Source organism: Pseudoalteromonas sp. PAB 2.2, assembly GCF_001938575.1.
Classification (GTDB): Bacteria; Pseudomonadota; Gammaproteobacteria; order Enterobacterales; family Alteromonadaceae; genus Pseudoalteromonas; species Pseudoalteromonas lipolytica.
On the sequence record NZ_LYPI01000008.1, the window covers coordinates 320,280 to 342,896 of the forward strand.

General features: G+C 41.2%; 17 protein-coding genes. 10 read left to right on the plus strand and 7 right to left on the minus strand.

The window, feature by feature from the left end; translation table 11 throughout:
* Positions 1–50: 50 nt before the first annotated feature.
* Positions 51–386, minus strand: coding sequence for a hypothetical protein (locus BWD47_RS05540; protein WP_075593597.1), 336 nt, complete (start codon positions 384–386; stop codon positions 51–53).
* A 511-nt stretch (positions 387–897) separates the two neighbouring features.
* Entirely contained in the window at positions 898–2,124 is a 1,227-nt protein-coding gene (gene msrA, locus BWD47_RS05545; RefSeq protein ID WP_065979991.1) for a peptide-methionine (S)-S-oxide reductase MsrA, read from the minus strand.
* Between the two features lie 199 nt (positions 2,125–2,323).
* On the opposite strand from msrA, the gene BWD47_RS05550 reads away from it, so the two are divergent.
* The 5 genes from BWD47_RS05550 to BWD47_RS05570 all read left to right on the plus strand — a co-directional run bounded on the left by BWD47_RS05550 (position 2,324) and on the right by BWD47_RS05570 (position 9,570).
* Positions 2,324–3,847: a leucyl aminopeptidase gene (locus BWD47_RS05550; protein WP_036968514.1), complete on the plus strand. Its 1,524-nt coding sequence runs from the start codon at positions 2,324–2,326 to the stop codon at positions 3,845–3,847.
* A gap of 153 nt (positions 3,848–4,000) precedes the next feature.
* Entirely contained in the window at positions 4,001–4,666 is a 666-nt protein-coding gene (gene pxpB, locus BWD47_RS05555; protein WP_075593598.1) for a 5-oxoprolinase subunit PxpB, read from the plus strand.
* Entirely contained in the window at positions 4,663–5,604 is a 942-nt protein-coding gene (locus BWD47_RS05560) for a biotin-dependent carboxyltransferase family protein (protein ID WP_075593599.1), read from the plus strand. The genes pxpB and BWD47_RS05560 overlap by 4 nt, the downstream gene beginning before the upstream one ends.
* 391 nt (positions 5,605–5,995) lie before the next feature.
* On the plus strand, positions 5,996–7,663 hold the full coding sequence (gene asnB / locus BWD47_RS05565) for an asparagine synthase B (protein ID WP_075593600.1): 1,668 nt from the start codon (positions 5,996–5,998) through the stop codon (positions 7,661–7,663).
* A gap of 329 nt (positions 7,664–7,992) precedes the next feature.
* Positions 7,993–9,570: a BCCT family transporter gene (locus BWD47_RS05570; RefSeq protein WP_065979899.1), complete on the plus strand. Its 1,578-nt coding sequence runs from the start codon at positions 7,993–7,995 to the stop codon at positions 9,568–9,570.
* Positions 9,571–9,634: 64 nt separating this feature from the next.
* Here the strand turns inward: BWD47_RS05570 and BWD47_RS05575 are convergent, their stop codons facing one another.
* The 5 genes from BWD47_RS05575 to BWD47_RS05595 all read right to left on the minus strand — a co-directional run bounded on the left by BWD47_RS05575 (position 9,635) and on the right by BWD47_RS05595 (position 17,758).
* Entirely contained in the window at positions 9,635–10,342 is a 708-nt protein-coding gene (locus BWD47_RS05575; RefSeq protein ID WP_065979898.1) for a 3'-5' exonuclease, read from the minus strand.
* Positions 10,342–12,240 carry a DUF294 nucleotidyltransferase-like domain-containing protein gene (locus BWD47_RS05580; RefSeq protein WP_074988244.1) on the minus strand — a complete coding sequence of 633 codons (1,899 nt, stop codon included), beginning with the start codon at positions 12,238–12,240 and terminating at the stop codon, positions 10,342–10,344. The genes BWD47_RS05575 and BWD47_RS05580 overlap by 1 nt, the downstream gene beginning before the upstream one ends.
* An 82-nt stretch (positions 12,241–12,322) precedes the next feature.
* Positions 12,323–15,400, minus strand: coding sequence for an efflux RND transporter permease subunit (locus tag BWD47_RS05585; RefSeq protein WP_081759716.1), 3,078 nt, complete (start codon positions 15,398–15,400; stop codon positions 12,323–12,325).
* 2 nt (positions 15,401–15,402) lie between these two features.
* Positions 15,403–16,419 (minus strand): efflux RND transporter periplasmic adaptor subunit, encoded by a 1,017-nt coding sequence (locus tag BWD47_RS05590; RefSeq protein WP_083633638.1) that lies wholly within the window; start codon positions 16,417–16,419, stop codon positions 15,403–15,405.
* A 331-nt stretch (positions 16,420–16,750) separates the two neighbouring features.
* Complete coding sequence (locus BWD47_RS05595; protein WP_065979897.1) at positions 16,751–17,758, minus strand: rhodanese-related sulfurtransferase; 1,008 nt, start codon at positions 17,756–17,758, stop codon at positions 16,751–16,753.
* 197 nt (positions 17,759–17,955) lie between these two features.
* Between BWD47_RS05595 and BWD47_RS05600 the strand changes: the two genes are divergently transcribed.
* From BWD47_RS05600 to BWD47_RS05620, 5 genes are all read left to right on the plus strand, one after another.
* Positions 17,956–19,281, plus strand: a complete 1,326-nt coding sequence (locus tag BWD47_RS05600; protein ID WP_065979896.1) for a DEAD/DEAH box helicase — start codon at positions 17,956–17,958, stop codon at positions 19,279–19,281.
* A gap of 2 nt (positions 19,282–19,283) precedes the next feature.
* The gene (locus BWD47_RS05605) at positions 19,284–20,114 is read left to right on the plus strand and encodes a S1 RNA-binding domain-containing protein (protein WP_036968547.1); all 831 of its coding nucleotides are present in this window, start codon (positions 19,284–19,286) and stop codon (positions 20,112–20,114) included.
* 711 nt (positions 20,115–20,825) lie between these two features.
* Positions 20,826–21,272 carry a hypothetical protein gene (locus tag BWD47_RS05615; protein ID WP_075593602.1) on the plus strand — a complete coding sequence of 149 codons (447 nt, stop codon included), beginning with the start codon at positions 20,826–20,828 and terminating at the stop codon, positions 21,270–21,272.
* Between the two features lie 4 nt (positions 21,273–21,276).
* Positions 21,277–21,723 (plus strand): hypothetical protein, encoded by a 447-nt coding sequence (locus tag BWD47_RS20015; protein ID WP_143474476.1) that lies wholly within the window; start codon positions 21,277–21,279, stop codon positions 21,721–21,723.
* A 103-nt stretch (positions 21,724–21,826) separates the two neighbouring features.
* Positions 21,827–22,573 carry a type 1 glutamine amidotransferase domain-containing protein gene (locus BWD47_RS05620; RefSeq protein ID WP_075593603.1) on the plus strand — a complete coding sequence of 249 codons (747 nt, stop codon included), beginning with the start codon at positions 21,827–21,829 and terminating at the stop codon, positions 22,571–22,573.
* The last annotated feature ends 44 nt before the right edge of the window (positions 22,574–22,617 follow it).

The following is a 22,617-nucleotide window of genomic DNA, read 5'->3' on the forward strand; positions in this document are numbered from 1 at the left end:
TTTTTTCGCGCCTGATTTACATGATAAACCAATAAGCAAACTGTAACCCCCTATTGGCCTATACTAAATTTCTCTTTCAGTTCTTGAATTTCTTCACTATACGTAGCTAAAAATTGGTTAAACTGAGTAATAATCTCTGGATGATTAATCGTCGATACATGAAAGTCTTGTACATCTACACCGAGCAATTCATGGAAGTAGACATCGGTCGTTACATTTAACTTTTTCCGTAATTTATAGTTAAGAACATCCCGCGAGATATAAATACAATTTATTCGGTTCAATAAAAGCAAAGAAATAAGCTCCGTTGTATCCGCAGTTTCGATAACGGCAATTCCCTCTTTTTCAAAATATGCTTTAAAACGTTGTGAGGTGAAACCACGCACTTTACCAAACCTGGTGCAATCAGATAATTGTGTATCAGGATTAAGACTCGCAATACCGGTTACAGTTGTAAGAACAGGCTTTGAATAGACTATTTGCTTGGTTTTTGTGTAGATATCTTTAAAACTTTTTTGCCATTGCGGGTTATCTGGGTATTTAAAATCAAGGTAACTTTGCGTAATAAAATCTTTATAAAGGCGGTTTAGAGGCGTTGGGTAAACACTATATTATAGTCGTATTTACGACCGAATAATTTTAATAACTGTGCGCTGTATCCAGTGAACCGTGAGTTATTGTTATCGCTCCCTTCGTAATAAGGTAGATATTCAATGTTCTCTACGCCTACTACATACGAGGCTCTTTCTGCGCATAATAACTGCAACGAAAATAAGCTTACTACAACAGCACTCAAACCACTTATTAGATTTATTTTCACATTTCAAACGTCACTTTTTGGGCATACATACAAGCTTAGGCTAAAAAATGACTTTGAACTAATAGCGTATCGACATTTTACTCTGCTGGAACAAATTCAAGCACCGTAGCATTAATACAATACCTATCTTTACCTTGTGGGCCTTCACCTGGGAATAAATGGCCTAAGTGGATCCCTGAACTTTTCGATTTTAATTCAATACGCTGCATTCCATAACTGTTATCTTCGTGCATGGTGACGCTGCCTTTAACGGCTTGGGTAAACGATAACCAACCTGTACCAGAATTAAAGCGGTCTCGGGTATCAAATAATGGGGCACCACTGAGTTTATCTATAAAAACCCCCTCTGGCGTATTTTTAAAAATATCATATTGCTTACAATATGGACTGTCGGTACGAGCATGAAATGCAACCCTAAACGCCTCACTGTCACCCAACTTAAACGCACCGAGCGCTTTGTAAAATTCATCTTTACTTACATACCCTTGACGGCCATACACCTCTTCACCATTTTCTATAAACAGTAAAGTTGGCGTTGCCCAAGTTGGGGTCTTAATTGTCAGCCCATCGAGCTCATCGGCATAACGAAAGGTCATGGGAATAGTACCTTGGTAGTTATTGGCAACTTCTTTTTTGAACTTTTCACAGTATGGGCAATACCCTTTCGCATCAATAACCACAATCTGTTTATTTGTCAGTAATGCACTATTATCAACGTTGGGTTTGTTGGTTGAATCAAATACCACGCCTGTTGAATGATCAGGACAATACCCATTCGGGTTTTTCTTTAAATAATCTTGATGATAATTTTCTGCTGCGTAAAATTTCTTGAGCGGCTTAATTTTTGTGACAATTGTTCCGTAGCCTGCGGCCGTTAACTTTACTTGGTACGTCTGTTTTAATTCAATGGCTGTTTGTTGCTGCTGTTCGTTGCTGGTAAGAATTGTAGAACGATACTGTGTACCAACATCATTACCTTGGCGATTAAGCTGCGTAGGATCGTGATTCTCAAAATAGTGCTTAAGGAGGCTTTCAGTGGTTATTTCATTGCTGTTATAAGTGACTTTTACCACTTCAGCATAGTTATTGTCGTCGAAACGACGTGACTGACGGGTAATATTTTTATACGTTGCTTTAAATCCCTCACCATCTGCATAGCCTGATACAGCATCAATTACCCCATCCAGTGCTTCGTAGCGTTTTTCAGCCCCCCAAAAGCAGCCAGAGCCAAGTACAATAGTTTCAATATGCTGCGTGGCGTTTTGCATGGTGTCTTGTGAATACACTTTACTTGCAGTCATCATGGCACTACTGGTCAGTAATATCAGTAACATTGACTTAATTGTCATACTAATTTCCTCATTAAAGCCTGTATATTTAAAAGACCGGCGAGTTTAATAAATCATTTCACCTTAAACGCGTCTAAGCTGTGATTCACCGCTAACAATTTAACTCTTTTGTATATTTAAGGTAAAAAGCACCTTTTTACATTGGGATATAATAATGAGAATTGCACATAGCCTAACCGCTCTCGCATTGGGTATAACACTTGCTACGCAAGTGAATGCAGCAGAGTTCACTTTCGCACAATCTATTAAACCAACTGACAACACATTAGTGCTGTTTTTTGATTCAAAAACAGGTGTTTCTGATTTCAATTACCTAAGCGCTGAAACGCAAGCCCACTTAGATAAAGTGGTTAACTTTGCAGACTTTAAAGCCAAGTACGGAAAAACATTAGAAGTCATTGCTCCAAACAACAGTGAACATCAACGTATTTTACTTGTTGGGCTTGGTGAGCAAGCAGAACTCAATGCTGCAAAAATGGCAAAGCTAGGAGGTAATGTTCACGCTAAGCTTCACAGTGCGAAACAAGCTTCGGTTAGTCTTGATTTTTCGGTGTTGAAAGAAACAGACACAAACGCCAAATATGCAGCCGAGTTTGCTCATGGTGCTAACCTACGTGACCACCGTTTTGAAGAATACAAAAAAGAAAAAGACACCCATGTAGTTAATTACACTGTCGACGTTGAAAATATAGACCAAGCGGTCAAAAACCACACTTTACTACAACATATTGAACAGGGTGTATTTTTAGCACGCGACTTAACCAGTGAAGTAGCGACAGAGATGACTCCAGCTGACTTTGCTAAAGCCGCAAAAGAGCTTAAAAAGTTAGGTGTTAAAATCACGGTTCTAGAACCTAAACAAATTAAAAAGCTGGGTATGGGTGCGCTCGAAGCGGTTGGCCGTGGTAGTGAAGAAGGTTCACGCCTTGTTGTTGCCCATTATCAAGGTAATAAAAACACACCTATCGCGTTAGTAGGTAAAGGTATTACCTTTGATTCTGGCGGTTATAGCCTTAAAACTGGCGCTTCAATTGCACGTATGAAATCAGATATGGCGGGTGCTGCAGCCGTACTAGGCACTGTAAAAGCAATGGCGTTAGCTAAAGCCGACACCAATGTTGTTGCGGTCATGGGGATGGCAGCAAACATGGTTTCACAATTTGCTGTTGCACCGGGTGACGTTGTTCGCACAGCTGAAGGTTTAAGCGTTGAGATTGTAAATACAGACGCAGAAGGACGCTTAGTATTAAGTGACGCTATGTGGTATGCACGCGATAAGTTCAAACCCTCTATTATGATTGATGTTGCAACGCTCACTGGCTCAAAGATTGGGGCTGTTGGCAACGAATACGCCGCCGTATTCTCAAAAGACGATCAATTAATTGAGCAATTAACACTGGCTGGTAAGCAAGTAAACGAAAATCTTTGGCGCTTACCGCTGGGCTACGACGATGCGTTAAAATCTGACATTGCAGACTTAAAAAATATTGGTTCTCACGGTCCTGGTGCAACAACAGCGGCAAGTTTTTTACAAAACTTTGCGGGTGACACACGTTGGGTACACATCGATATCGCGGGTAACGCACTTAACAATAAAGCAAAAGATGAACTCGCTGAAGGCGGAACTGGCTACGGTGTACGCTTACTGTCTAACTGGTTACTAAACAACAATAAGTAGCCTTTTCCTTTACTCTCTGCCAAGCTGTTATCATTATTTTATAACGGCTTGGCAGTGTTGAGTTTTTAATTAACGCTAAAGACTCATTTACATCATCACTACTGGGCCTATATGCTAATTATCATCAACAAATAATAAAAAGTGTGACATACAATGGCTTCTACTCAACGACCACAGATCACAGCACTGACTACGCATTGCATTTTTTTCGATGTCTATGAGTCAGGGCAAGATGTGCTTGAAACACAAAAAAAGATTTGGGCACTCGCGCAACTTTGTCGAAATTCAGGGGACTTTATTGATGTGGTGCCTGCGAATAATAACCTCACCCTTTACTTAAAAGAGTCATCTTTACTTGCTAAGTGGCAATCTTCATTACTTAGTCACTGGCATGAGATTAAAAGCAATAATTTTACCTCTACGCATCATAAGCTCGCCACGGTGTATGGTGGCGATTATGGCCCCGATATTTCAGCGGTTGCTAAATACCATAATTTAACCATAGACGACGTGGCTCAAATGCACAGCAGTGCAACGTATCATGTTTTGTTTATGGGCTTTCAACCCGGATTTGCATACCTAGCAGGCTTAAACCCCCACTTATACACGCCGCGCCACGAAAAACCACGCATTCATGTCCCTAAAGGCGCGGTTGCTATAGGCGGTGAGCAAACTGGCGTCTACCCCGAAGACTCCCCAGGTGGTTGGCAAATAATAGGTCATACAGATTTCAAACTGTTTGATATAAATGCACAGACACCGTGTGCAATTGCACCGGGCGATACGTTAGAGTTTGTTATTCAGGAGGTGCTAAAATGATCACCATACTCAAGCCCGGCATGCAAATGTCTATACAAGATCAAGGCCGCGTAGGTTCTCGCCATTTAGGCATTGGTCAATCAGGGTGTGTTGACCCTTATGCACAAATCATCACTAATCGTCTTGTTGGCAATCCCGATAACCATCCCGTGATTGAGATCACGCTTGGGCTTGCCGAAATACAGTTTGATAACGACTATTACATCGCCTTACATGGCACCGACATGAAAGCCACTGTGAATGGTAATGCTGTTCAACCGGGCTGGAGTTTTTATATAAAAAAAGGCGATATACTAAAGCTAAACGCAGCCCGACATGGGTTTCGAAACTATTTAGCTATTGGTGGTGACTGGCATTTACCAACGGCTATTTTAGACTCTTACTCAACCGATATTGCAGCAGGCTTTGGTGGCTTGCATGGTCATGCTTTAAAGGCGGGTGATCGTTTCGATATAACACCTAAGTATGCAACTAAAATCGGATTAGGTGCCATGTTACCGCCAAAGAGTACACATATTCGTATTCTTGCCGGTCCGCATGCCTCAATATTACCTGATAATACATGTGATAAGTTTACAGAGCATTCATGGCATATTTCGCCTAGCAGTAACAGAATGGGCGCACGATTATTAAGCGATGAGTGTAAATTAGCGCATTCATTGTCGCTGCCCTCAATGGCAGTTATGCCTGGAAGTATTCAATTACCACCTAATGGTGAACCCATTGTTTTACTGAATGACGCGCAAACAACGGGTGGGTATCCAATAATTGGTACTGTTATTGAGGCTGACTTGCGTCATTTTGCTCAGCTTAAACCCGGTGACTTCTTACACTTTGAGTTTGTTAGTCTTGAGCAAGCTCATTTAGCCCAGCAAAAGCTCGTTGCTCATCTAAATCAACTTGCAATTGCTTTAAAGTATAAAAATGCCAAAAGTTAACAGTCTAAATGCCCTGTGTTTAAACTCGTTTGGCGTTTAATAAATGACTAACCCCTAAACCAAGTTGTCTATACAAGAGTGTATTTACTTTTTGAGACAATGTTTACAGTGATATAAATTGTTTTTGCTGCGCCAAATTGGTGCAGCAAAAATAATTTTTACGTCGCTTATTTCATCAAATTTCTTCATTTTTACTAAAAAATAATTCGTTCACTATTGTTCATACAAAGCTTTTGGATCAATCTGGTGCAAAGCCTGTGTTTTCGGTGCATAGATTATTCTTAAATAATTAAAAAACCTGTGTGACTTAGGTAATTATTTCTGTTAAAACAAAGATTCGCAGTTTTAAAATTATTGTTAACTGCGCACATAATTGGAATGAGGAGTCACTATGTGTTCAATTTTTGGGGTATTAGATATTAAATCTGATCCTGCCCAATTGCGAAGCCAAGCAATTGAGATGTCAAAACTATTAAGGCACCGCGGACCCGATTGGTCTGGCGTGTATTCATCAGAGAAAGCTATTTTAGTTCATGAACGACTTGCCATTGTTGGTGTGTCAAGTGGTGCACAGCCGCTTTATAATCCAGAGCGTACACATATTCTCGCTGTCAATGGTGAAATCTATAACCATAAAGAACTAGCGGCAAATTTAGAAACCGATTTTACCTTTCAAACTCAATCTGATTGTGAGGTTATATTAGCCCTGTACAAACAAAAGGGGCCTGAGTTTTTAGATGATTTAAATGGTATTTTTGCTTTTTGTTTATACGATGAAGAGCAAGATGCCTACCTAATCGGTAGAGACCACATTGGTATTATTCCGCTTTACACAGGTCATGACGAACATGGCAACTTTTATGTTGCGTCAGAATTAAAAGCACTATCGCCAATTTGTAAACATATTGAAGAGTTTCCACCGGGGCATTTTTTATGGAGCAAAGACGGTCAGCTACGTCGTTATTATTCACGTGATTGGCAAAGCTATGACGCGGTAAAAAACAATGATGCAAAAGTGAGTGATGTTAAAAACGGTTTAGAAGCAGCCGTTAAACGTCAATTAATGTGCGATGTGCCCTATGGTGTATTACTTTCTGGTGGGTTAGATTCGTCTGTTATCTCTGCAATTACCCAACGCTTTGCAGCAAAACGTATTGAAGACAACGACGAGTCAGACGCGTGGTGGCCTAAACTTCACTCTTTTTCGGTTGGGCTTGAGGGCTCGCCAGATTTAGCGGCAGCGCAAAAAGTAGCCGATATGATAGGCACTATTCACCACCCTATTCACTTTACCATTCAAGAAGGTATTGATGCACTGCGTGAAGTCATTTACCACATTGAAACGTATGACGTAACAACCATCCGTGCATCAACCCCCATGTACTTAATGGCACGTCAAATTAAGGCAATGGGCATTAAAATGGTGCTTTCTGGCGAGGGAGCTGATGAATTATTTGGTGGCTACTTGTATTTCCACAAAGCCCCTAACGCACAAGAGTTTCATGAAGAGCTAAATCGTAAAGTCTCTAAACTTAATATGTTTGATTGCTTGCGTGCGAATAAATCAATGGCGGCATGGGGTGTTGAAGCTCGCGTACCATTCTTAGATAAAGAGTTTGTCGATATTGCAATGCGCATTAACCCAGAAGCCAAAATGTGCAAAGACGGTAAAATTGAAAAACACATCATTCGCGAAGCATTCGATGGTTACTTACCTGATGACGTATTATGGCGCCAAAAAGAGCAGTTTTCTGATGGTGTAGGTTATAACTGGATAGATACCCTTAAAGAATATGTGAGCGTGCAAGTTAGCGATCAAGAACTTGCCAACGCAAAATATAAATACCCTATAAATACACCGGATTCAAAAGAAGCGTATTTTTATCGCAGTATTTTTGAAGATCATTTCCCTGGAGATGCATCAGCAAAGTGTGTTCCTCATGGGAAATCTGTTGCATGTTCAACACCTGAAGCACTTGCTTGGGATGAATCATTCCAAAATAATGCGGATCCTTCGGGTCGTGCTGCTGGCGTTCACAACGACGCTTATAAAAAATAATAGCGAGAGCTGCAAGTCACAAGCTTGCAGCTTTTTTAGTATTGATCTGTTCGTTCTGAAACAATACTGTCATTAAACTTTTTTACTTTCTTCTTAAGTTTGTTTAAAAACCCATCAAAAAACTGAGAAAATTGATTTTATTCGGCTATTTAGCGCCTAAAGCATTTACATTTTCCCTCTAACTCCTACACTAAAGACTACTATTTGGTACTAAATTGATTTGTCTTCAAACTATTTTCACGTTTATTGCGTAAAAATATTCTTTGGGCAAACGTGTTCCAACCGGCCATTTAGCTTTCTGCTAGATAAAATTACAACAAGAGGTATTCATGAGCGAACATCATGACAAGTACAGCATCGACAATACGGATTACACTGTCGGCCAAGACAATGTACAAAAATGGGGGTTCGATGTTCACAACCCTGTTTTTGGCATTAGTGCAGGTTTAATTGCAATCTTTTTAATTGCAACACTTATTTCAGACCCCGAAATTGCAAAAGCAACCCTTAACGGTATCAAAAACGACATTATTAATAATTTTGATGGTTTTTTTATGTGGTCAGCAAACTTATTCGTATTGTTTTGCTTTGCATTAATCATTTCACCGTACGGTAATATTCGTTTAGGCGGAAATGAAGCTCGCCCTACTCACTCGCGTATTTCATGGCTTGCCATGTTATTTGCCGCCGGTATGGGGATTGGTTTAATGTTTTGGGGCGTTGCTGAACCGGTTGCTTACTACACTGGTTGGTATGAAACACCACTCGGTGTTGAAGCAAATACCCCTGAAGCCGCAAAGATGGCTATGGGTGCAACCATGTTTCACTGGGGCCTTCACCCGTGGGCTATTTATGCAGTCGTTTCACTATCACTAGCGTTCTTTTGTTATAACAAAGGTTTACCTTTATCTATTCGCTCAATTTTCTACCCTATCTTAGGCGATAAAGCATGGGGATGGCCTGGCCACCTTATTGATATTCTGGCTGTGCTTGCGACCTTATTTGGCCTTGCCACTTCCCTTGGTTTAGGGGCTCAGCAGGCCTCTGCGGGTATTAATCATGTATTTGGGACTGATGCGGGCATCGGTTTGCAAATTGGCGTTATTACTGGCGTTACCTTGCTTGCGGTGATTTCGGTCATACGTGGTATTGATGGTGGTGTTAAACTGCTAAGTAATATCAATATGGTGATTGCCTTTGTACTGCTTGTATTTGTTGCTATTGTTGGTTTTGCTGCAGCCTTTGGTAATATCCCGAATACGGTGATGGGTTATGTCGAAAACATTATTCCACTAAGTAACCCACATGGCCGTGAAGACGAAACATGGATGCACGGCTGGACTGTATTCTACTGGGCTTGGTGGATTTCATGGTCACCGTTTGTAGGTATGTTTATTGCGCGCGTATCTGAAGGACGTACAATTCGCGAGTTCTTAATTGCCGTATTACTTGTCCCTACTGTTGTTACTATCTTCTGGATGTCAATTTATGGTGGTATCGCAATTGAACAAGTGGTTGATAAAGTCGGTGTACTAGGTGAAAAAGGCCTAACCGATGTACCACTGGCTATGTTCCAAATGTTTGAAGCATTACCTATGTCTCAAGTGCTGTCGTTCATTGCTATTGTGCTGGTGTTAGTGTTCTTTATCACGTCTTCTGATTCTGGCTCATTAGTTATCGATTCGATTACCGCAGGCGGTAAGGTTGATGCCCCTGTACCACAGCGCATTTTCTGGGCAACCATTGAAGGCGCAATTGCGGCTGCATTAGTATGGATTGGTGGAACACAAGCCATAGAGGCGTTACAAGCTGGTGCAGTATCAACAGGCTTACCTTTTACATTCGTGCTGTTGCTTATGTGTGTGAGTTTAGTGCTTGGGCTTAGAACAGAGCCAAGAACTCGCTAGATAATATGGTATTAAAAAACGCCGCAATTGCGGCGTTTTTTTATTATGGGAATTATTACTTTAGTTAAATTAGTAACTCTCGTAATGGCGTGTCTGGTCGATAATGATACGCTAATTGTGCCTGCAAAAGCTCAGCGGTTGCGATTGCATCTGTTAAGGCGTTATGATTTTGATACGCAGGTAATGAGTAACGAACTCGTGAGTCTGCTAATCTTACCGAGTCTAATTTACTGTTAAATAAACGCCCTATTAATCCCTGTTTCGCTTTAAGCGCTCTTCTTTCAAGTTCTAAGGTGTCTATTACTGCAAACTCTAAACCTTCACCTAATCGTGCGTTTAACGCTTGATACAGGAAGTGGCGTTCAATAGGCGCAAAATGCACAACAATCACTTTACCAGCTAATGCGGCTAATAACGGCTCAATTATCGACGAGAAGTCAGGCGCGCCAGTTAACTCGGAGTGTGTAATGCCATGAATGACTATCGACTCTTCATCGAGCTTTTGCCTTGGTTGAACAAGCCAATGTGCACTGTCTTTGCAATAAATTCGTTTTGATGTAAAAGGCACTAACCCCACACTAACAATATCGTCTTTATCAAAATTTAGACCGGTCGTCTCAAAATCTAACGCTACGAGGGGTACTTCACTAATCGGTAAATTAAGGTCGTTTACCGCACTTTGATAAAAATGTTGTATACAAGGATGACGACTCGTCGCTGATAGCGCTTTATAACGCGCAGGCCAGTTTTGTTTTGCGCTATTAGAGGTCATTACTTCACACCTGAATTAGCTGAATAACGGAATTTTAAGAAGTTCTGTGCTTTATCTAAAATCGCAAACGCTTCTTTTAAGTTTCGCTGTTCAAAAGGCGATAGCAAATGTGGCTCTAAATCGTTGTCGGGCGCTTCATCTAGCTTTTCTATTTGCCAAGCCTGATGACGGATACGGATCATGGCGATATATTCAAGGGCATCTCGTAAGTCTTGCGCTTTTCCTTCTGGTAATAACTTGGCATCAATTATATCTTCAAGTCGTTCAAATGAGTTTTGCTTACGGCTGCCTATCGCTAAAGCATGCACACGGATTACATCAGACAAAGGGGCTGTGCCACGACGTTTTAAGTTCATTGAGCGTTTATGTTGACCATTATGCTCTAATACAAAGTCTTTAAAAAAGCCCAGTGGAGGCGTTCTATTACGTGCGTTAGCTGCCATATTCGCTAAGAAACGCTTATTGCTGCGCCCTTCTTTAGCAATAAACCGTTTTAGTTCCTCTGCCCATTTGGTTTTGCCGTAAACACCATCAAGATCAAAAAATATTGAACTGTGCAATAATGCTTGTGGTTTTGGCTCTGCTATCCAACTAGCAAATTGTTCTTGCCACTGTTCCCGCGTTAAACGCCATTTTTTAAATGACGCCATAATTTCACCATCGCAGTACTTATAACCACACTCAGCCAAGCCATCACAGACAAAGTCAGCAAGTTTTTGAAAATACGCGTCGTGTAAAGATTCATCAAAACTATTGTCTAGAATAATTGCGTTGTCTTGATCTGTAACGATTAATTGCTCATCCCTTGCCATTGACCCCAGTGCAATGAAGCAATAAGGCACAGGAGGCGGACCAAACTTTTCTTCGGCTAAATCGAGTAGACGCTGTTTGAATGTTCGCCCTATCACTGCCATGGCAGTGCCAATCATATGAGAATTAGCATCTTCATTAACCATCCGCACAAATACATTAGGCAGCTGGCGCGCATAATAAGCTAAGTCTTCAACTGATTGCTGAGCAAGAATGCCACGCACCAGTAATAAACTACTTTGCGATTCATAGCGCAAAATATCTGATAACGAAATAACCCCAATGGGTTTTTTCTTAATAACAACGGGTAAGTGATGAATATTATCTCTGAGCATCGCTAGTACAGCTTCAAACACGTAGGCGTTACTATCGAGTAATACAAGATCAGTCTGCATTATTTGCTGAGCATGTGCTTCGTAACTTAATCCTTGTGCAATAACACTGGAACGTAAATCGCGGTCAGTTATGATGCCAACAACTTGGCCATCGTCATCATCAGGGTCATCGCTAATGGGTTTATCGGCATCAGTAACCAATACTGACGACACCGACTCTTGCGTCATCAACTGCGCAACAAACTGAACTGTTGCATCTTTTGCGACCGTGACCACATCTCTGTGCAGTAATGACTTTACTTTTGCGGTAGTTAAATCATTGCTATCGGCTTGCTCGACGATAGCTTGGTGCAAACGTACATTACCATCAGCCTCAAAGAAATCTGCAAATGGTTCGTACTCGTCGCAATACTGGTTAAACAACTCCACATTAATACAATAAACAAGTGTGTCTTCGAGTGCTTTTGCCGGAAAACGTACTTTACGATTCATTAGCAAACCCATTTGGCCAAATATGCCCCCTACGGTTAAGCGGTTATATAATTCACCATCACGGCGATACATTTCCACGGCACCAGTACGAATAACATATAAATCGGCTATGTCGTCACCGTAATTTAATATCTCGGTGCCAGCACGAAAATAAGCAATTTCAATTTGCGACGCTAATTTATTTATTGCCACTTCTGGTAAGTCATCAAATGGAGCATGATCACTTAAAAATTGTGCAATATCGATGTGTTCGGCTTGCATACGCATACCTAGATTGGGTGTTTTTATTGATTGTGGAGGTAATTGGCTATTTTTTCAAAGAAAAATAGCCAATTAAGGTCGATTAAGCGTTTTCTAACTCATCGGCAAGGTGTTTAGACTCATCACCACGAGGTTTGGTAAAACGTGCTAAACCAAGGTAAATAACGGGGGTTAAATAAAGCGTGAATAATACCGCTAAGGCTAAACCACCAAACACCACCCATCCAATGGCATTACGCGCTTCGGCACCAGCTCCTGTCGACAAAATAAGCGGCAACGCACCCAGTAAGGTAGATACCAACGTCATAGCAATCGGGCGTAAACGAACTAACGCAGCTTCTTCAACAGCGACCCTCACTGAGCGACCTTGGTCACGTAATTGGTCAGCAAACTCCACCAGCAGTATCGCATTCTTAGCAATTAAGCCAATCAGCATAACTAAGCCTATCTGCGAGTAAATATTTAAAGACGTACCCGTTAAATACAAAGCCAAAATAGCCGACGTGATACCAAAAGGCACCGTGATCATAACCACAATCGCACTGTTTACGCTTTCAAATTGTGCCGCGAGTACGAGTAAAACGATTAAAAAAGCCAATACGTAGGTTAACAGTACTTCATTAGCGGTTTCTTCAAATGTAAGTGCTTCGCCTTTAAAAGCAAGGCTAATACCATTCGGTAAGTTAGTCTCGGAGATGTCACGAATTTTGGTGACCAATTCAGCGATAGTGACATTTTCGGGTAGTTCCATACTTAGCTCAATTGCACGACGCTGTGCATGGCGCTCAAGCTCAGCTGCCACGCCTTCTTCAGTAATCGTTGCAACACTGCTGAGCGGCACAAGCTGACCATCTCGCGCCCCAACGTATAAGTTGGCCAGATCATTTGGATTAGTAATGGTTTGATTTTGTGCCTGCAACATAATAGGAATTGATTGATCACCAATGTTTAAATCAGCAATATCATCACCATTTATCGCCGCTCTTAACGTGATTGAAATATCACTTAAAGACACACCAAGCTCCTCTGCACGGCGTCTGTCTATATTAACCCGTAACTGTGGCTGCGACGGTTGGTACGAAATTCTCACTGGCGCAACCTCTGGAATTGCGTTTTCTATTTCAGCTGAGAATGCCTGCGCTGCTTTAAATATTTCTAAGTAATCTTGACCAAGCAGCGCCAGCTCAATGCCACCCCCTTGACCACGCAAATTTAGACTGTTTGAACCACCAGGGTAACCAGCTGCACCAGGAATATTACCCAGCGGTCCACGTATTTTATTAATGATTTCTTGCTGACTAAAGTGACGCTCATCCCAATGCTTTAAAGGCACGGTAATGAATACAATATTGGGATCCCATTGCCCAACAACGGTATATATTGACTCAATTTCGCCACTTTCTACAAAAGGCAGTAATATATCTTCCATTTGCACGGCTTGCCTATCCATAAAGTTAAGGCCGACACCGTCGGGGCCACGTGCAAAAATTCGAATTTTGCCTCTGTCTTCTGTGGGCAGTAATTCGTTATCAAGGTTCATATACAGTGCACCTGAGCCCGCAGCGACAATTAAGCACACAAAAAATGTAATCCATGCATGGTCTAATACACCATGAATCGTGCGTTTATAAACAGCTGCTAAGCCATGCCCAAGTTTTGCAAATGGATGAAATCCCCCTTGCTTTAATTTAAGTTTAGAGGTTAATGCAGGGACTAAAGACAATGCGACAAAACTAGAGATAATCACTGCGCCCGCGAGCACTCCACCAAATTCACGAAACAACCGCCCCGCTGTTGATGGTAAAAACGCAATAGGTACAAATACTGCGGCCAATACAGCCGTGGTGGCCACCACCGCAAAAAATACTTCGCGAGTACCAATTACCGCAGCGGCTCGCCGCCCAAGTCCTAGACCGCGTTGACGTTGAATATTTTCACTCACCACAATCGCATCATCAACAATTAAACCTGTCGCTAATACTAAAGCCAGTAACGTTAATATGTTGATTGAGAAACCCAACGCCCATATCAGCGCGAGCGATCCAATTAAAGCAACGGGAATCGCAAAAGCAGGCACCAGTGTTGCGCGCCAAGAGCCAATAAACACCCACAGCGTTATAACAACTAGCAACACGGTGAGTAACAACGAGTTGATTACTTCGTCTACTGAGCTGCGAATAAACTGTGCGTCGTCGGAGGTGAGCGTAAATTCCATTTCGGGGAATCGCACACGCATTTTTTCAATCAGTGTTAATACTTCATCTGAAATTTCAATGGTGTTCGACTGGGCTTGACGAATAATCTCCATGCCAATAACAGGTGTGCCATTTAATCTTACGAACGAACGAGGATCTGCAGGGCCAAAATACACAGCGGCGACATCGCCGATACGCGTGTCATCACGAACAATAATATCTGCGACTTGTTCTGCTGAAATTGAAGTGGCATCAGCACGGACGATGACTTGTTGATCGCTCGACTTTAAACTCCCTGCCGGAACATCAAACGGCGCTTGGCGTAATACATTAGCAATGTCGGGCACAGTGAGATTAAAGCTGCTTAATTTAAGGGGATCGATTCTAACCCTTAAAACTCGTTCACGGTCACCATTTAAACGTACATCAGCCACACCGGGAATGGTTAAAAATTGCGGGGCTAAGTCTACATCAACGCGTTCGGTCAGTGCTTCAAGAGATAATGTATCACTCGAAACTGTTAGGGACACAACCGCCTCAGCGTCGTTGTCGGCCTTAATAATTGATACCCGTTCAACTTCTTCGGGAAGTTCGCGTTGTACCCGTGCAACCGATTCACGCGTTTCGTTTGCAGCATCATCTAAGTTAACACCCGGGCGAAATTCGACCACGATACGTGCGTTGTTTTCTTCACTTTGCGCGCGAATCGACTTTACCCCACTTACACGTGCGACTGCACCTTCAAGTTTACTTGTTACTTCGGTATCAACTGTTTCAGGTGAACCACCCGGAAACGACGCTGACACCGTAATGCGTGGCCTGTCTACATCTGGAAGCTCTCGTACTTCTACGCCAGCAATCGCAGCAATACCCGCAATAATGATCAATAAGTTCAACACCACTATTAAAACAGGTCGGCGAATTGCCATTGACGGCAAGTCTTCCATCATTGGTTGTTGCTTCATCATTACTCCTTGGCAAGCTTAACGTCGTTAGCAAATGTCAGCTCTTGGTTAGGGCGTAATCGTTGTACCCCCTCTGTCACTAACAAGTCGCCTTTATTTAACCCCCCTGATACGAGCAATCGCCCTGCTAAACGCTGCTCAATTTTTACATCAACACGGGTTGCTTTTTTATCGACACTTTTCCATACATACGGACCTGCGGCACCCCACATCATGGCTGCTTCTGGGACTACAGCATATTCATCGCCTCGAATATTAATGTGCACGCGAAAGCTCATGCCTGGCATAAACTGCTTTTCATTGTTATCTAGTTTGGCTTTGGTTCTTATCGTGCGTGTTTGTGCATTGATACGTGAGTCTAACTCAGCCACTGTTGCGGTATACACTTTATCACCTAACCATGGAATAACCTCTACCTCAGACTTCTGGTTAAGCACAGAAATTGCGGCCTCAGGCGCGTTAAAGTTAATATACAGCTGAGAAATGTCGTCGATGGTCGCTATTGCAGTTTGTGCGGTGATCCTGTCCCCAACTTCTACATCGGTAAGGCCCATTACGCCGCTAAAAGGCGCCCGGATCTCACGATCTTCACGTTCCGTTTTAGCGTGCATTAACTTTACTTTTGCTAGTTCATAAAGGGTTTTAGCATCATCTAAATCGCTTTGGGGAACAGCACCTCGGGCATGACTCTCTTCAAGCCTTTTCATGGTGCGCTCGGCATCTTTTAAGGTAATTTCAGCTTCTTTAAGGGCGGCTTGTTGTCTGCGTGAGTCTAGTTCGAGTAATAAATCACCTTTTGACACATTATCGTCCGGTTTAAAATACACTGCGGTCACTCTGTCACCCACTGCGGGGTACAACGTAACTGAATGAATCGCTTCTGCGTTTCCAACGGCTTTAATTTGCTGTTTTGATTTTTCAGTTGTAACGGGTTCAACAACCACATTGGCCGCCTGTGCAACAGATATGCAGGAAATACAGGCGATTAAGGTCCATGAATATAATTTGCCAATTGTCAAAAGTTCACCTAAATAAGAATCGTTTTAATTGTTACGAAGTGTAACAGCTTTGTGATCAATAAAAACAAGACTTCGTTTAATAAACAAAATGATGAGGCGAAATTAATAATACCTGTACTTATATTCAAGTGCTCTGCTTCAAGGTAATAAATCCTATCGAAAGCGATGTAAAACAGTGCACCTATTTAGTCGTTAAATGGGGTGTGTTATCACGGTGACATTTAGCCACTTACTGACATTAATTAGCTGTATGAGTGGCAAATAATGTTTAGGTCATAAAAAAGCCCCAGACTATGCTGAGGCTTGTATATTATGCATTAGAAGTGGAAGCTTATTGTTGGCGCTGTGCTTCTTTTTGCGCTTTTTTAGCTTCTTTACGTTTACGAAGTACTTCTTGAGCTTCGTTACCAATGTGGCCTTCGCCACGAGCTTGTGCTAATTCGATTTGCTTTTGACGTTCAGCAAAACGAGCACGCTGCTCTTCTGTTAGGCTGTCGTGACAGTGATGGCACGATACACCTTCCATGTATTCTGGCTTTAACTTTTCGTCTTCTGTGATAGGCATACGGCACGCATGACATTGGTCGTATGAACCTTTTTGTAAGTCGTGATTAACCGCTACACGGTTATCAAATACAAAACATTCACCTTCCCACATGGTTTCTTCTTTTGGTACTTCTTCTAAGTACTTAAGAATACCGCCTTCTAAATGGAAAACTTCGTCGAAACCTTGTTCTTTCATATACGCCGTTGATTTTTCACAACGGATACCACCCGTACAGAACATAGCCACTTTTTTGTGCTTTTCAGGGTCAAGGTTTTCTTTAGCCCACGCAGGGAATTCACGGAACGTTTTAGTTCGTGGATCGACCGCGTTTTGGAAAGTACCAATTTCGATTTCGTAATCATTACGCGTATCGATTAAGATCACTTCAGGGTCTGAAATTAATGCATTCCAGTCAGCTGGTTTTACGTATGTACCCACTACTTCACGCGGGTCGATACCTTCAACACCCATGGTTACGATTTCTTTTTTCAGTTTAACCTTAGTGCGGTAAAACGGACATTCATCGTCGTATGACTCTTTAGTCACAATGTTGTCTAGGTTTGGTTGTGCATCTAACCATGCAAGTAGATTGTCGATACCTTCTCGCTTTGCAGACACCGTACCGTTAATACCTTCAGCCGCTAATAACAAGGTACCGCGTACTTCGTTTTCTTCCATCACATTAAGTAATGGTTGGCGAATTGCTTCAAAATCTGGAAGGGCTACAAATTTGTAGAGTGCGCACACAACGAAGTGTTCGCTGGTTACATTGTCTTTATGTACAGCAGTCATAGGTTACCTTTTGCTTTAAATGCCATAATTGGCGTTAACCGAATCGCAAATCCGGCGCATTGAGGGCGCGTATTTTACGCGAATTAACGCTAATTGCAAAAACTCTAACGAAATAGCTGTGTTTTTACTGTCTCCAACTATGGCAAGTACGTTATAATAAACACGATTTACTAATTTTGCTCATCGGAGATTAAGCATTGCATTTTACTGAACTTGGGATTGATACACGCCTCGAAAAACAACTTGCGCATCAAGGCATCACCCAGCCCACCGATATTCAAGCTCACGCGGTACCAACAGCTATCGCGGGCCATGACATTTTTGCACAGTCAAAAACAGGGTCGGGCAAAACGCTGGCGTTCTTATTACCCGCTGTACAGCGCGTAATGAAACAAAAAGCACTCAGTAAACGAGATCCTCGCGTTTTAATAGTGGCCCCTACTCGCGAGCTGGCTACTCAAGTTTATAGCCAACTTAGGCTACTAATTGCTGGCACAAATATAAGCGCGGTGAAAATTTTAGGTGGTGAAAACTTTAACGACCAAATTAAGGCGCTTCGTAAAGACCCTCATTTTGTTGTGGGCACACCGGGTCGTCTTGCTGACCATTTAGGGCAACGCTCATTGCAGCTTTCGGGCCTTGAATTACTCATTTTCGATGAAGCAGACCGTATTTTAGATTTAGGCTTTACCGAGCAAGTTAAAATGATCAACGAACTTGCCGATCATCGTTTACGTCAAACTTTATTATTTTCGGCGACGCTAGATCATGCACAGGTAGATGCTCTATCACGTAACTTACTGCGCTCGCCAAAACAAATTTTATTAAGTGCCTCTAACGAGCAGCACAGCGACATAACGCAAAAGCTTTATTTAGCGGATCACCTTGATCACAAAGAAGCCCTACTTGAGCACTTTGTAAAACAAGACGATGTTGGCCAGTGCATTATCTTTACTGCAACCCGCGCCGACACCCAACGTTTAAGCCAATGGCTAAATGATAAAGGCTTTAAAGCGCAAGCGCTTGCTGGCGATTTAACGCAAACAAAACGTTTGGAGATCATGGATGCTTTCAGTCGTGAGAATTTTAAAATATTAATTACCACCGACGTCGCATCACGTGGCCTTGATTTATTAAGTGTTACTCACGTCATTAATTTTGATTTACCTAAACATGCCGAAGAATACGTTCACCGTATTGGTCGTACAGGACGCGCCGGTTTTAAAGGCACTGCAATATCGCTTGTCGGTCCAAAAGACTGGCCTAGCTATAAAGCAATTAAAGCATTCTTAAATGATGAACTTAGCTTTTTCACCGTCGAGGGCTTAGTAGGTAAATTTAAAGGCCTACGCGAGAAAAAAGCGGATACTGTTTGGAAAAAAGCAGAAGAAAAAATATCTGCAAAACCAGTAAAACCTAAACGTAAAGCCGCTCCTAAAAAACCAAAAGCGCCAGTTAAACCCCCTATTGATGTGGATGGTTTTTCACCTATGCGTCGTAAGAAAAAACCAGAACAGGAATAATAATGAGCATTCTTGGAACTACCCAAACATTATTCGTTAACGAAATATCAAACGAAGGCGCCTATTTAGATGGCCGCGATTTAGGTGAAGTGTTTTTACCTAGCAAAGAAATTGAATACGAAATTGAAGCTGGCGACAGTGTTCAAGTATTCATTTACCTTGATCATGCTGGCCACCCGACTGGTACCACTAAAAAGCCACTTGCTCAAGTTGGTGAATACGCCCTATTGCGCGTCAAAGCAATTAATAACACCGGTGCATTTATGGACTGGGGCTTAGAGAAAGATGTGCTTGCACCATACAACGAACAAAAGCCAAAAATGAAAGAAGGCTTTTCGTATTTAGTACGCTTATACCTAGATAACGCCAGTCAGCGTATTTGTGCATCAAGTAACTTTAATAAGTTTTTATCAAAAGATGAGCCTAACTATGCACCAATGGAAGAAGTTGAGTTAATCGTTGCGGGCAAAACAGACCTAGGTTACAAAGTACTGGTTAACGAAGCACACATTGGTGTGGTGTATTACAACACAGTATTCAAAAAGTTATTCGTTGGCCAACGCTTAACTGGTTACATTCAAAAAGTACGTGAAGATGGAAAGATTGACGTACTACTCGAAAAACCAGGCATGGGTAAAGTAAACGACCTTAGCGAAAAAATTCTAGATAAATTAAAAGCCGAAGGCGGTATTTTACACCTAGGTGACAAATCTGACCCAGAAGCAATTAGAAAAACCTTTTCGACCAGTAAAGCAAACTACAAAAAAGCCATCGGCGGTTTGTTTAAACAAGGTTTGATTGATATTGAAGCCACGTCGATTAGGTTGAAATAAGCTACGAGCTACGAGCTACGAGCTACGAGCTACGAGCTACGAGCTACGAGCTACGAGCTACGAGCTACGAGCTACGAGCTACGAGCTACGAGCTACGAGCTAACAAGATTATTGATATATGAAAAGAGTAAAGTGAAAGCTTTACTCTTTTTTTATTGGTTTTGATAGCTGTAACAAATAGGCGCGGTAAATTTTCTAACACTATAATGTCCCTAGATGAGTTACCGTAATTGCTTTAAAAGTCTGCTATGAGCGGACATTGAATATTTTCTTTTGATACATTTTGATATTCAGAATTTACAACTTTCCCCTATATTCAGGAAAATGAGCAATTAGCGCATATTTGTCATCAGACCACTTTACCAAACTAAAAATATTTTGTTAGCTAGCAAAAGGTTAGCTAATTTGATAAAAATGTAGTAATGATAAAAGTGAGTAGTTGTGTGGTAGAAATATACGCGATTTGCGCACTATTAAATTGTTATGTGAATCAATCTGGACTGCCTATGAAACTCTACAAGTATTTACCTCGAGAGTACTTAGATAGCGTCTTAAATGACGGTGCATTCTTATTTAGGTCACTTTCGTACTTTCAAGATTATGAAGATTCCGAAATTCGGGGAGATAAATTTGAAGGTATTAATAAATATAACGGGAAAGACGGATTAGAAATTAATAATCTTTCTACAGGAAATTTGGACTTATAAATCCATGGTTGATTCAGAGAATATTTTCATATTCTCGACTAGTACTGAGTTAAGTGCTGAACTAGCAAAAGAGTTTAAAAGCAATGTTTGTATCGAGTTTATTGATATAGGAAAAATTATAAATGGGATTCGTAAAGCAGTTGAGAGAAGAAAAAGTATAAAACCCAATAAACTAATAGTTGGCGATATTAATTATTACCATGAAAGTGATCCTCCCGTTACTATTTGGGCTTTTCCAGAGAAAATTATATTCAGAAAATTAGAATATTTTTCTCCTCAAAATGAGTTTCGTTTTGCCTTTTCTAAATTAAATGCTTTAAACTTTGGTAATACTAAACATGAAATAGATATGGCGGAGCCCAAGAAAGTAATACGAGTTCAGCCATACCCAGAATACTTATTAAAAATTGGAAATATAAGTAAATATTGTGTTGTGCACGAATTCACATAACAAGTTGCTCAAAAGGACAAAAAACAGTTGGCTGTTTGCTCCTTCGTCGCTAATTTTAGCCAACAATTTTTCGCCTCTTAGCAAGACGTTAGTATGCAAAGGATATTCATGCTTAGTTTTTAGTTCTATTCTGGTAGTCTCAATTTTCTCTGTTCAGGCCAAAAATAAATGTGATATTTCGGGTGTTTGGGATCACTCAGCCAAGCCCGCAAAACTACTAGTTAACTTAAATGAAGCTGAAGTTACTGTCTATTCCCATGACAACAATCCGAAAGCAGTCGGATTAGCTGTTTTAGAAGCCCTAAAACCAACATCAAATTCTTTATTATGGAATGCGCAGATGTATAGTTCAGCAGAAGATTCATTTGTCGATGTTCAGATTGCCTTAAAAAGTTGCAATCAATTAACAGTTAGTTTTGACGGTGAAGAGGTTTTAGAGCTTGTCAGGTAAATTTGCATATAACAACCGCAAGCAGCAGATAAATTCAGCATTTAAACCTTTTAGTCACCTGCCTCGTCTAAAGAATGATTTTAGTTATTTATAAAGGAAAACTATGAAATTCTTAATCACTATTATACTAACAGCTGCCTTGTTTACCACAAATGCTATTGCAGAGCCTACAAAAAAAATACTAATGGTGGTATCTAATATGGTAGAAATGGGAGATCCTGAAAAGCATGACGCAAGGAATAATTTATGGGAATTTGCGCCTCCGTATCACATTTTTGTAAGTCATGGCTTTGAAGTTGACTTTGTATCACCTCATGGTGGTGAAGTTAAATTCATGATGGATCCTTTGGGGATAAGTAGTTACACAATCAAATATGAAGGCTTCTTAGAGAAAGCAAATAGTTCATTTAAACCTTCTGAAATTGACCCAAATAACTATTGGGGAGTATTCATTGGTGGTGGCTACGGTGTAATGTTTGACGTTGCAGATAACAAAAAAATCCAGTCCATTATTAGTAACATATATGAGTCAGGCGGTATGGTAGGTGTTGGTGGTCATGGTTCAGCAGGTATTGCGAACGTGACATTATCTAACGGAGAGTTTTTGGTGAAAGGGAAAAAAATAGCAGGATTTCCTAACTCCACTGAAACATCTAAGTCATGGGCAAAGCAAGGAACACTTTTGCCTTTTCTTATTGAAAGTCAACTTAATAAGAATGGTGCTATTGCTCTAAATAAGGAAACACTAAAAGATAAACACGCAGTGATCGCAGATCAACGTATTGTCTCAACAATGTTTTTGCCTTCAGCTGCACTGGTAGCAAAGGAAATGATAACCTTAAAGCAGTAGTAACGGCACTTTACAAATCAATTCAAAGGACAATAAACAGCTGG

Coding starts and splice junctions, on each gene's coding strand:
- msrA (WP_065979991.1), bottom strand. CDS start 2,124: ATGATGACTGCAAGTAAAGTGTATTCACAAGACACCATGCAAAACGCC.
- BWD47_RS05550 (WP_036968514.1), top strand. CDS start 2,324: ATGAGAATTGCACATAGCCTAACCGCTCTCGCATTGGGTATAACACTT.
- pxpB (WP_075593598.1), top strand. CDS start 4,001: ATGGCTTCTACTCAACGACCACAGATCACAGCACTGACTACGCATTGC.
- BWD47_RS05560 (WP_075593599.1), top strand. CDS start 4,663: ATGATCACCATACTCAAGCCCGGCATGCAAATGTCTATACAAGATCAA.
- asnB (WP_075593600.1), top strand. CDS start 5,996: ATGTGTTCAATTTTTGGGGTATTAGATATTAAATCTGATCCTGCCCAA.
- BWD47_RS05570 (WP_065979899.1), top strand. CDS start 7,993: ATGAGCGAACATCATGACAAGTACAGCATCGACAATACGGATTACACT.
- BWD47_RS05575 (WP_065979898.1), bottom strand. CDS start 10,342: ATGACCTCTAATAGCGCAAAACAAAACTGGCCTGCGCGTTATAAAGCG.
- BWD47_RS05580 (WP_074988244.1), bottom strand. CDS start 12,240: ATGCAAGCCGAACACATCGATATTGCACAATTTTTAAGTGATCATGCT.
- BWD47_RS05585 (WP_081759716.1), bottom strand. CDS start 15,400: ATGAAGCAACAACCAATGATGGAAGACTTGCCGTCAATGGCAATTCGC.
- BWD47_RS05595 (WP_065979897.1), bottom strand. CDS start 17,758: ATGACTGCTGTACATAAAGACAATGTAACCAGCGAACACTTCGTTGTG.
- BWD47_RS05605 (WP_036968547.1), top strand. CDS start 19,284: ATGAGCATTCTTGGAACTACCCAAACATTATTCGTTAACGAAATATCA.
- BWD47_RS05615 (WP_075593602.1), top strand. CDS start 20,826: ATGGTTGATTCAGAGAATATTTTCATATTCTCGACTAGTACTGAGTTA.
- BWD47_RS05620 (WP_075593603.1), top strand. CDS start 21,827: ATGAAATTCTTAATCACTATTATACTAACAGCTGCCTTGTTTACCACA.